The 12,298-nt window shown below is 68.9% G+C and carries 3 protein-coding genes; 1 reads left to right on the forward strand and 2 read right to left on the reverse strand.

All coding sequences use genetic code 11. From position 1 onward, the window contains the following. Positions 1 to 118: 118 nt before the first annotated feature. Both ACIBPC_RS12010 and ACIBPC_RS12015 read right to left on the reverse strand, forming a co-directional pair. Entirely contained in the window at positions 119 to 586 is a 468-nt protein-coding gene (locus ACIBPC_RS12010) for a DUF4265 domain-containing protein (RefSeq protein WP_398843394.1), read from the reverse strand. Positions 587 to 632: 46 nt separating this feature from the next. Beyond that, entirely contained in the window at positions 633 to 8,195 is a 7,563-nt protein-coding gene (locus ACIBPC_RS12015; protein WP_398843397.1) for a ricin-type beta-trefoil lectin domain protein, read from the reverse strand. Positions 8,196 to 9,327: 1,132 nt separating this feature from the next. Between ACIBPC_RS12015 and ACIBPC_RS12020 the strand changes: the two genes are divergently transcribed. Then, the gene (locus tag ACIBPC_RS12020) at positions 9,328 to 12,297 is read left to right on the forward strand and encodes an FG-GAP-like repeat-containing protein (protein WP_398843399.1); all 2,970 of its coding nucleotides are present in this window, start codon (positions 9,328 to 9,330) and stop codon (positions 12,295 to 12,297) included. The last annotated feature ends 1 nt before the right edge of the window (position 12,298 follow it).

Below are 12,298 nucleotides of genomic sequence, written 5' to 3' on the forward strand. Positions count from 1 at the left end.
ATTCCGCCCTTCACTGGCCCACAACACCATGCACGTCCTCGAAATCCGTCTCGTCCAGCGAAACGTCAGCAAACTTGTCGCTAACAACACAAAGCAACTGCGGCGGCGGCACGCGAAACTAGTTCTCCAGATCGAGCAAATTTAGTCCATCGCGATGCATCCCTGCAAGGGCACTTTCTTCGAGGCCGATTTTTTTTTCGCTGACAATTTGAAGGAGAGCGACTCTCATGGATGCGTAATCAGCACGCGGCGGCACATTAATTGCCCACAGAAAACCGGTTACATCAACCTCCCAGGAACAATCAAAAGCACGGAGAATGGCATCCACCTCCTCCCTCACGCCTTCATCTTTAATGATGACACGGACCGCGGAATGACCAGACTCAGAAACGAATTCCTCGAAGACGAGCTCCCTGCGCTCATGATCAGCTTTGACTTTCACGATATCCCCAAAGGCAACACCCTTTACATAGAATGGGGTATTCCGAAGCTGGACCTCCATCTTCACAGAAGTCTTTCCAGCCCAAAGCCGCTCTGCAGACGCACGCGCCCAGCGGGCTTTCTCTTCAGGGAGGTCAAAAGCCACCTTGTACAGCCTCTCAGGATTGTCGCCCGACGCGGAGTGCCCACCGCTATTCATCGAGGAATTCCCTGAGCTCATCGTCCCAATCCTCCAAAGACTTAGTGTATTTATCTCGGTTGCACCGGCGGCAAGCCACAGCACCATTATGGTCGCCGCCGTGTCCGCCACTGGCCCTCGGCACTACGTGGTCGATCTGCGCGTCGTCGGGCCTTCCCGCGATGGGGTTTCCATTGGCATCTCGCGATGCGCGCCGCTCCACCGGCTGCCCGCAGTAGTCACAGCTGTACTCTCCCCCATTCCTCGCAGCGTTAGCGTCGTAGACCTTTTGCCTCTCAGCATCAGTGAAATCCTGACCAGCTCTGTTGCAGTTGTGGACGAGGACCGGTGTGGCGTCTGCCAGCACGTAGTACGTGTGGAGGTCGTTGACGGTGAGGTTGTGGACGGTGGTGGTGGTGGTGTAGCGGGTGATTGCTGTGATCTGGACGTGTGTGCCGGCGCTTGTGCGGAGCCACTGGCCTGGGTCGAGGTCAGTGGCGTCGGTCCAGGCGTCTGCTTCGGGGAGCCAGAAGGGGTGGCCGGCGGTCGCCGTCAGGGTCGCGGTGCGGTCGCCCTCATCGCCGTCGGTGTCCACGGTGATCCGCACCAGATTCTTGGTGCCCTCGCCCGTGATCTCCGCCGTGACCGGCTCGACGCTCGTCTCACCCGTCTCCGGGTCCGTGGCGACGACCAGCTCGCCGTTCTCCAACTCCTCGATCGGCCGCGCCGATCCGTCTGCCATCAGGACCAGCGTGCCCGCCACGAAGCTGTTGCACTGAGGGTCCGCCGCCGCACCGCCCGTGGAACTGTTGTCCTCGTTCTGGGAACGTCCGCCGCCGCCGCTACGGCTCCCGTTACCGCTTGCGTCATCGCGGTTGGTCGGTTTCGAGCGCGCGGCATCCGGTCCAGAACGGTCGGAGGCCGTTCGTTGAGCGCTGTTGCCCGAATTCCGTGCGGCGGCCTGGCGCAGCCGGGTTTCCGCCGCCTCGGCCCGTTCCCGCATCTGTGCGGCTCGGTGGGCGAGCGCACGCATCCGCTGCGCTATCCGTTGCGCGTTCTCGCGCGCCTCCCGGATCGCCGCCAGAATGCGATTCGCGCGCTCCAGTGCATCGCGCCAGGCATCGATGGCATCGATCGTCCGGCCGACCGCCTTTCGGACCTTGTTGATCTTGCTGACGATCGACCACCCCCACGGGATGGCGTCGATGGCAAGGGACGCGCAGGACCACAGGTCGCCCCGTGAGAAGCAGCCCACCACGTCGTCCCAGCCGATGAACTCCTGCAGCACCGCCCACCCGACGTTGCGGATGACGTCTTGCAGCGTGGTGTTCTTCACCTCGTTGGCCCACGCCGCGGTGCCCTCCGCTGCGGAAGCGCCGTCGGGTCCCCACAGGAGGCCGGTCGGGTCCGCGAAGGTGACCGGGTTGTTGGCGCTGTAGAGGTAGCCGTTCATCTGGACGGGGTCGGCCAGGTCCAGGACGGGGTCGGCGGACAGGAAGCGCCCGGTGTAGGGGTCGTACTCCCGCGCGCCCAGGTGCACCAGGCCGGTGCTGTCGTCGTCCCCGCCGCCCACGAAGGAGCGGTGCGACCGCCAGCCGGTCGCCTGGCTGCGTTCGGCGCCGAAGGGGTCCGTCCGGGAGAACGACACCGCGCTGCCGCCGGACAGGTTGACGTCGGCGTACGCCGTGCCCTGGTGGTCCGTCACCTGCGCGGAGAGCGTCGCCACGCTGCCGGACTGCACATGCCGCATGACGGTCGGCGCGCCCGGGTGCGAGTAGTAGCGCTCGCTGTAGGTGTGGGCACCTGCGGCGTTCGTCGCGATCGTCGTGTCACCGAGGTAGAGGGTGTGTTCGGCGCCGCTGATCGCCATGAGCCGTTCGCCCGAGGCGCCGTAGATGTACCGGGTCTCGTCCGCCGGGGACCACGACTGGTTCGCGCCGTCCGCGTCGCAGGCCGCCAGGACGAGGTCGGTACCGCTGCCCGGGGAGGCGCCCGGCGCAGTCAGGCACCTCTCCGTCGCGACGTGCCGCACCTTGTGCCCGTCCTCCGACGCCGTCCACTGCTGGTCGGCCGCGCCGGTGCAGGTCGCGATCACCACGGCGGTGCCGCTGCCGGCGGGGGCGGCGCACATGCCGAGGACCTTCAGCGCGCCCGTGCGCGGATCGCTGCCGGACGCGGCGGCGTCGATACGGAACTCCTGCGCGGAGCTGCTGTTGCAGTTCCAGAGCTGGAGCGGTGTGCCGGGCGCGGTGGCGGCGCCGGCCAGGTCGAGGCAGCGGCCGCCTGCGCCGGTCCAGGTGCCCGCGCCGTTCTCGCCGAAGCCGGTGACCTTCTCGACCATGCCGTCCCAGGTCCAGGCGAGGATCTGGCTGTCACCGCCGTCCGTACGGCTCACGGTGTTGCCCGCGCTGTCGTAGATCCAGGCGCCGTTCTCGGTGACACGGGCTCCCGAGTCGGTGGAGAACTCGGTCTGCGTCCCGGTCAGTGTGTGCGGCCGGGAACCGTCCGGGCGGCCGTACGTGGAGGTGGTGACCGAGTCGCGCGAGGGGTCCGTGACGGTCGTGTTGCCCGACCAGGCGAGGTGGTGGCGGACGAGTTCGGTGCGGTTGCCGATCTGGTCGTAGGAGTAGTTGTGCCAGTAGCCGTCGCCAGCGGGGCCTGCCGAGACGGAGGCGGGTGTGCCGTCTGCCTTCACCGCGCAGTCGGTCGCCCCGGACGTCCACGCCTGGGTCAGCTGCCCGATGGGGTCGTAGCGGAAGCACTGCTGCTCGGTCACGGTGTTGCGGCGCTCGGCGATGCCGGTGACGTTGCCGGCGTCGTCGTACGTGTAGTCGCGGGATGCGACGCGATGACCCGGCACGGTCGTGATGTCACCGATCGCCTCGCGGTCCACGATGGTCCGGCTCAGCTCGCCGCCGGACTCGTCGTAGATGCTCGTGGACCAGAGGCGGTTGGGGTGCTCGCCGCTGACGGTGCGCAGAACCTCGCCGTACGGGCTGTAGGTGGTGTCGGCGGTGTACCACGCGTCGCCTGACGTGGAGACCGGCAGGCCCTCCTCGTTGTACCGGGTGATGACCTCCTCGGCGGGCAGGACACCGGCAGAGGGAAGGGCGACAGATTTGCCGAGTCCTGTGCGCGTGTAGGAGTACGCGTAGGAGTAGTTCTCGGCGAAGCCGTACTCCTCGGCTATGGAGGCGGGCAGCGTGAGCCGGGTGCCGGTGGGCTGGTAGTCGGCCGTGTAGCCGGTGATAGAGGTGGTGTACGGGAGGCCGTCGGTATAGCGGATCGCGCTCGCTGGGAGGCCGATGCCGCCAGGGGCGGTGTCGTAGGTACTGCGGGTGAGCAGTGCGCCGTCGCTGTCGCCGAGGCGCTGGTCGGTCGGGCGGGAGAGGTTGTCGTAGCCGTTCCAGACGGTGATGCCGCGGGCGTCCCGGGTGGTCACGGGGCGGTCGAGGACGTCGTAGGTCGTGCTGGTCGTGCCGGTGTCCGGGTCGATGGCGGTGAGCTGGCGGCCTCGGGCGTCGTAGGTCCAGGACCAGGTGTTGCCCTGGGCGTCGCGGGCGGAGGTGCGGTCGCCGCGTTCGTCGTACTGGTAGGTGATGGCGCGTCGGCCGTCGGGGACCGTCCCGGCGTATGTGTCGATGCGTACGGGCCGGCCGAGGGCGTCGTTGTACGTGCGCTGGGAGGCGGCGCCGGCCGGGTTGATGGTCGTGGAGTGGTCGTACCCGTACTCGTAGCGGACGGCCTTGCGCGGTTGCGCGACGGCGGCTTCGTAGGGGGTCTCGGAGACGATGCGGCCGAGACCGTCGTAGGCGTAGAGGGTCGCGTTGGGTATCCGGAAGTCGGAGGCGACCTCGTACATCACCGTCTGCGGGTCGCCGGTGGCGTAGTAAGCGTTGTCCGTGCGCTGGATAGTGCCGTTGGCGCTGTAGTGGACGTCGGTGATGAGCCGCCCGTCCCCGACAGCGGGAGTCTGGCTCTGGCGTTCACGCCCCAGGCCGTCGTAGAAGGTGACGTTGGCTTCGTACGCGCCGTCGTCGCGCAGGATGGACGCGACGATGTGGACCGGCTCGTCGGGAGTGGTGTGGTAGGAGAACTTCACGGACGCCGGACCGTCCGGGTCCTGGCCCGCCGCCCAGGTGTGGGTGGTGCGGCCCAGCGCGTCGTAGACGAACGTGGTGGTGCGGTCGTTCGCGTCGGTCTCTCGCAGGGCGGTGCCGCGCCCCGGATCGACGGTCTTGGTGGCCGCGTGGCCTGCGGCGTTGGTGAGGGTGATGCGGTGGACCTGGCCGGTGGCGGGGGTGTACGTGGTGGTCGCGGGGTTGCCCAGGGCATCGGTGGTGCGGGTGCTGCGGCCGTAGGAGTCGTAGGCGACCGTGCCGACCTGTGTCCAGCCGCCGCCCGTGCCGCTGATGTCCCAGCTGCTGGTGGGCAGACCGCTGAGCGGGGCGTCCCCGTAGTCGCCGCCGTCGTATGCCGCGCGGGCGCCGCCCAGCCAGTCGGCGGCCGGCGCTGTGTCGGCCTCGGCACAGGTGCCGGCGGTGGTCAGCGTCTGCCGGGGCAAGCCGATCAGGTGGCGTTCAGTGTTGTGGACGTACGAAGAGACGGTGCACGTCTCATCGCCGGTCCGGCCTGTGTCACCGGCCATCTCGACACGGAGCGGCAGGCCGTAGGTGTCGTCGTACGTGGTCTGCGTGCGAACTGTGCGGGTGGTTCTCGTGTCACCCGGGAGGGTGCCGGAAGCGCGGTTCTCTGTGAAAGACCGGTCGGTGAGGACGCGGTACGCGCGCAGGTCGGGGATGCCGCCGGCGCGGTCGCGAGTGGCGAGCACACGGAGCGTCGGGTGGTCCACGGTGCGGGTCAGCAGCGTCCCGCCGTAGGCGGTGTACGTCATCTGTTCGGCGACACGGCCGGCGTAGGGCGGTTCGTCGGTGGCGATCGGGTCGCCCGCGCTGTCCCGGATGGTGACCGAACGGGTGCCGCCGCCCGGCAGAGGGTCGCCGTCCATACCTCGGAAGTAGCGGACCTCGGTCATGCCGCGTTCGGTGCCGGTGTAGGTGGCGGACGAGTCGGCGCCGGTGAGGGTGCGGACGACACCGTAGCCGCGCCACTGGTCGTAGGTGCGGGTCTTCTTCTTGGAGAACTCCGCCTGGTTGAGCGCCCAGGCGCCGCCGCCGAGGTACTCGTAGGAGGTGGTGACCGGCGGGACACCGGCCATGCCCGGCTGTTCCTGGACGGACTCCACGACGTACTTGTTGAACCAGTCGAGCGTCTCGTCCGCCCGGTCGGGGTCCGGGTGCCAGTGGACGGGGAAGCAGCGGCCGGTGTTGTCCTCGGGGGCGGGGAAGCCGCTGCCGGTGGCGCAGGCACCGGTGGGGGTGGCGTAGTCGACGACCGTCTCGCCGCCGTACTCGCCGACGATCCGGGCGATGCGCAGCCGGTCGAACGTGGGGTTGGGATCCCGCGCGCCTTCCCTGACGCGGTTGGGCATCGGGGTGGTGTTGGCGAGGAATGTCACCGGGTTGAGGGTGATCGTCTCGCCGTCCGTGCCGTATCCCGCGCGGGTGATGGACTCCAGCCACAACGCGGTGCCCTCGTCGGTGCGTTCGGCGGGGAGTGACTGCTGGAGGGTCCAGCGGTCCACCGGGGTGAGGGTGGTGGAGCCGGAGGTGCGCTGGGTGTAGGTGACGACGGTGCTGAGGCGCTTGCGCGACCAGAAGGTGGGGGCGCCGACGTAGCAGTCCTTGCCCGATGCGGCGCAGTAGAGGTCGGCTGGGGTGTCGTACCAGATGCGGTTGCGGGAGAAGTGGCCGCTGGTGAAGTTGTCGTCGGTGCAGGCGATGCCGTCCTCGGCGTAGCAGCGTTCGGCGACGGCGAAGGTGACTCGGGCGAGGGGTTGGGCGTCGAAGAGGGTGTCGGTGCGCTGCCCGTAGTCGATGCGGGTCAGGTAGCCGCCGCGGTCGTAGGCCACGGGGTTCTTGAACTGGAGATTGCGTGCGTAGTGGTTGGTCTCCTGGTTCCACCACAGGGACATGGCGTTGTTGCGGGTGTCCACGACGTAGTCGAGGTTCCAGCGCCATGCCTGGGAGCAGAAGGAGCGGGCGAAGTTCGCGTCGTAGCAGGGCTCGCCGGGCTGATTGCCCGCGACGGGGACGGTGAGGACGGAGTCGGTCGTCTCGTCGCCCTCCGACCAGCCGGGGAGGCGGTGGCGGCCGAACCAGTACTGCATCCCGTCGCGGGTGGTGACGCGCCAGAACTCGCCGTTGTCGTCACCGTTGTCGTACGAGGTGTTGGTGAGCAGTTCGACGCGGGAGCCGTCGCCGCTGGCGGTCTGCCACTGGCCGGTCGTGTCGTCCCTGACGAGTTCGGTGGTGGAACCGCCGAGGGTGAGGGTGGCGTTCCAGGAGCCCCAGCAGAGGTCGCCGGTTTTGTGTTCGGCGTTGTTGCTGCCGTCGGTGCGGTCGTCACTACAGGAGCGGTAGGTGCGGGTGATGGAGCCGGCGTTGTACTCCCAGCCATCACCGACCCAGGAGGCCTGGTTGTTGGTGGCGGAGGTGCGGCCGTCCACCACTTGCGAGTTGTAGGCGAGCGTCACGCTGGGTGACGGACCGTTGGGGACGTTGGGGGAGGCCAGCGGGTAGGAGTACGAGAACCCGCCCGAGCTACTGCCCGCCGACCACGATCCCGCGCTGACCAGGGGAGTCGCGGAGAAGTCGCCCTTCGAGCCGCTGCCGGAGGACGTGGCCACGAAGACTGAGGCACCCGGCGCGGCGGCGGCCAGCGGGGCCAAGGGGGCGTCGGACGACGCCGCTCCCCGTCCCGCCGTGGCCGCGCCGGAGTCGACCAGGGTGGCGACGTCGACGGTGGCCTCGATGCGCCGGGTGCCGTCGATCCGTCCGTCGCCGACGACGTCGCCGTCCCGCTCCTCCGTGACGTTCTCGGTGTGCACCTCGGTCGGCCGGCTGCACACCTCGTCCTCGGGCGTCGTCAGGAAGCACTCGGGGTACTGCGTGAACTGGAGCCGGTCCGCCCAGTCGGCCCCGTACAGCTCGGTGAACTCCGTGTAGTCCAGGGCGACCACGGCCTCGCCGGCTGCCCCGTCCGGCGGAGTGACGGTGAAGACGGGACCGCCGACGTCCGCCGCGACGAGATCCGCCGGGTCGGCGAGCGCGACGCTCCAGTCACCTTCCAGCGCCTGGACCTGCTCCGCCGACGCGTCGTCGGGCGCGCCGACCGCGACCGGCAGGTCGCCGACCTGTACGAGGTCACCCGCCGCGAGCCCGGAGAGGGCGGTGGTCGCCTCGGCGCCCGGGGGCAGCGTGGTCCGGCTGGGCTCGTACTCCGCCGCCTGTTCGATCTCGGCGGTCGTCAGCTCGGCGAAGACACCCCCGTCCTCGCCCTCGGCCGTCGCCGGCTCCGGGAGATCGACGAGTTCGACTCCGGCGCGGTCGCTCCCGGCGGGCGGCACGGCGAGGGCTGCGGGCAGGGCACCGGCCGTCAGCGCTCCGACGACCGTGAGCGTCACGCCGAGTCGGAGGCGTGCCCTGCGACGCCAGGCGGCGCGTGCGCGGGACATCTCGTCCCGGCCCCTCCAGGAAAGCGAATTCCACACGAAGCCCACAGCCTTCACACACCGGAACGGCGCCTAGGGCTTCGACGTTCAACCCCGCCGCTGATCGAAAACGCTGACGAGCACGCATATTCGAGCACGACGTCACAGTCCGTCAAACATTTGACAGAGTGAGTGATGTTGATCACGGAGCGCTTCGCCTTATCGAGGAGAGCACGCGCCATTCATCCCCAAGAGCCTTAACATATAACTCACAGATACATTACATTGTATAGAGAATGTGCGACCGCACTTCAGGTCAAATGGGATATTTACACAGGGTATTTGGCCAGCCGATGCCCGGAAATGTTCCCGGCAGTAGCGGTCCGCCCCGCTCCGCAAAACCCACTCGTCCCGAGCAACGGTGGCAGGGCGACCGGTCGGCACGCCGGGCCGGCGCGTCCAGGCCGGCCCGGAGGGGGATGGCGCGACCCCCTTCCATCGGCCATGCTTCAGCCCGGCTTCTCCTCGCCGAGGTCCCCCGCCCAAGGCACGCCCGGGGCCACCGGACGGGGAAAGACCATGTCACCGCACTCGCACCGGGCAACCGCCCGCCCACGGACCATGTCCCCGGGTGTCGCGGCGTCCGGCTCCCGGCGAGGCCGAACCGAGAGGGACCCCGAGCACAGTGAAACGTCTTCGCCCGCTCCGGGCGGTGCCCCGCCGCGTGACGGCCGCAGTGGCCACGCTGGTCGTGGCCGCCGTCACCGCGACGCTGCTCATCCCCGCGGGACCGGGGAGCGACAATTCCGGCACGGACGACGCCCGCTCGGCCGCCACCGCGACATCCGCCGAGAACGCCGCCCAGGAAGAGGCCCGGCGGACCGGGGACCGCGTGGAAGTGACCTCCCTGCGCAACGCGACCTCCAGGACTTTCGCGCTTCCCGACGGGTCATTCGAACTGACCGCTCACGCCGTCCCGGTACGCGTGAAGGTGAACGACGAGTGGCAGGACATCAACACCGACCTCGTGGAAAATGACAATGGCTGGACACCGCGGGCGACTTCCCATCCCGTGGTCTTCTCACGTGGCGGAAGTGAATCCGCGACAACCGCTTCGCGCAGTGGCCCGGCATCGGCCGTCCTCGTGGAGCAGGCCGTGTATTCCGCCAGTGCGGCGGTCGCGGACAGCACGCCCGCGGCCGACACCGCCTACACCGATCTCGTCACCTTCACCAGCGACGGGCACGAGCTGACGGTCGGCTGGCCAGGCCCGCTGCCGGAGCCGGTCGTCTCCGGGCCCACGGCCCTGTACCAGGGCGTCTTCGACGGCGTCGATCTGATGCTCACCGCACGGGACAGCGGCTTCAGCCACCTCCTGATCGTGCACAGCGCGGAGGCCGCCGCGGCCGCGCCCATCGAGGACATCCCCTACCGGCTGACTTCTCCTGACCTGACGTTCCACCTCGATCCGGTGACCCAGGTGGTGACGGCCCATGACGAGGCGGGTGAGGAACTGGCCGTCTCACCCACGCCTTACATGTGGGACTCGGCGGGCACACCGGCAGTGACCGAGGGTCCTGATCCCGAGCCGGTCGAACCGCCCGAGCCCACGGCGCCGCCGTACTCCGAGGAACCCGGCGCGGACCCGGAGCCCGATCCCGGACCCGCCTTTCCTTCGGACGAGCTGGACAGCGACGCGCCGTCGCCGTCACGTGACCCCGAGGGCGAACCGTCGGAGAACGCCGGGGACATGCCCACCGAGCAGGCCGCGCTCCCGGGCGACGGCCACGACAGCCCCTCCACCATCCGCCGCGCGGCCAGCCGGACGGACGGGACTCTCTCCACGGAAGACGTGCTGGAACTGCCCAACCTCGTCGGACCCCAGCCGGGAACACACTCCGCGGTGGGACGCGTGACCCTGTCGGGTCAGGGCAGCGCATCGGCCGAAGTGACCGTCACACCGGACGACAGATGGCTGACCGACGAGGAGACCGTCTGGCCGGTCTTCATCGACCCCTCGATCACCGGCAAGACCCGCAACTGGACGACCGCGTACGAGAAGTACCCCAACTCCAGTTTCTACGACGGGGCCAACTACAACACCGGCACCACCGAGGCCCGGGTCGGCTGGGAGTCCACGACCGGGGGTCTCTCGCGATCCTTCTTCCGTCTCGGCTGGACGTCCAGCATCCGGGGCGCGGACATCATCTCCGCCGGCATCCGGCTCAGGGAGACGTACGCCTGGTCCTGCGCGCCGCGGGAGATGCAGGTGTGGCTCACCGGCGGCATCTCCTCCTCGACCACCTGGAACCGGCAGCCCGCGTGGCGGGAGCAGATCGGCGCCAAGTCGTTCGCGCACGGCTGGAGCTCCTCGTGCCCCGACGCGTACGTCACCTTCGACGCCCGGGGCGTGGCCCAGGACGCGGCGGACGGCGGATGGACCGACTTCACCATCGGCCTGCGCGCGGGGAACGAGGACTCGGCCGCGTCGTGGAAGAAGTTCACCGCGGAGGGCGAGGCCGCCCCCAAGATCACCATTGTCTACAACCGGAGACCGGGCGTTCCGACGGGCCTCGACATGAGCCCGGGTCCCGGGTGCGACAACTCGGCGCCCTACCCGTCCATCGGCAGGCGCGACCTCGTCCTGTCCGCCGTCTACTCCGACCCGGACGGCGACCAGGGGCATCTGGACTTCGAGCTGTGGCTCACCGGCGACAACCCGCGTGACGTGGGGGCCGACGTGTCGCTCCGCAGCGGCCAGCGCGGGTCGGCGACCATTCCCGCCGCCCAGCTGGTCAGCGGCCGGGAGTACGCCTGGCGCGTCCGGTCCGTCGATTCGACGGGCTCCGCCTCGGCGTACGCGTCGACCAGCGGCGTCTGCCGCTTCCTCTTCGACGGACGGGCGCCCAACCCGCCGCTCGTCACGTCGCAGGACTTCCCCGAGGCGGACGAGGACGGGACGATCTGGTCGGTGAAACGCTTCGGCAGCACAGGGGCATTCACCCTGAGCCCGGACGGCGACCGGGACGTGACGGCGTACCAGTACAGCTTCGACTCGACCAGCTACGGCACCTCGCGGACCGTCGCGGCGGGCCAGTCGCTGACCGTCACCCTCTCTCCCCCGGCCGCCGGGCCGCACATCCTGTACGTCCGGGCGGCGGACAGCGCGGGCAACGTCTCCTCGGGAACCCGTTATTTCTTCTACGTGACCCCCAGAGACGCGGCGGACGGGCCAGGCGACACGAACGGTGACGGAACGTCCGACCTACTCGTCATCACCTCCTCGGGCGACCTCAGCATGTACGCAGCCGCTTCGGGCGGTGACATCCACACCAGTCTCAAGGCCGCGCACCTGAACGGCAGACCCATCCAGAACATCCCCGGTATGGCCGGGTACTGGCGCAACCCGGACGGCACGCCCGTACCGTTCACCCACGGCGGGGACGCGCTGCCCGGCGACGGCATCACCGACATGTTCGCCAGACTCCCGGACGGGAAGCTCTACCTCTTCCCGGGCGACGGGTACGGCAGCTTCGACGTCGGACTGCGCGAGGCCGTGCGCCTGCCCGCCGGCGCCCCCGACCCGGCGACCATCTCGCAGCTGATCTCCGGTGACTACAACCTCGACGAACGGCCCGACCTCTTCCTGAAAACCACGAGCGGAGGCGTCTGGCTGCTCACCGGCTACACGGGGGCGTCATTCTCGGCCGCCCACCGGATCTCCGCCACGGCGGGGAACGGGCTCGACCTCCTGTCCCTCGCCGACTTCAACAAGGACGGCGCGCCCGACCTCCTCTTCCGCTCGCACAGCAGCGACAGGCTGTGGCTGCGCTACGGGATCAGGAACGGCACGCAGGGCTCGACCGTCGCCTCGCTGTCGTCGGCGGGCGGGTCACTCAACGGAGCCGACACGCTGTACGCGGAGGGCTGGTCGGAGACCTCGATGCCCATCACCCACATCCATGCGGCTCCTGACGTGACGGGGGACCGCATACCCGACATCTGGAGCATCGCCCCTGACAACAGCGTCAGGCTCTACCGAGGTGGCGCGTCCGCGCTCGGCAGCAACACCGTCGTGATCAGTGCCGGCAGTGGGTGGCGGGACAGTAAGCTCGCCTTCGGCTGAG

The sequence above is a fragment of the Streptomyces sp. NPDC049879 genome (assembly GCF_044461265.1).
Lineage (GTDB): Bacteria > Actinomycetota > Actinomycetes > Streptomycetales > Streptomycetaceae > Streptomyces.

Coding starts and splice junctions, on each gene's coding strand:
- ACIBPC_RS12015 (WP_398843397.1), bottom strand. CDS start 8,195: ATGTCCCGCGCACGCGCCGCCTGGCGTCGCAGGGCACGCCTCCGACTC.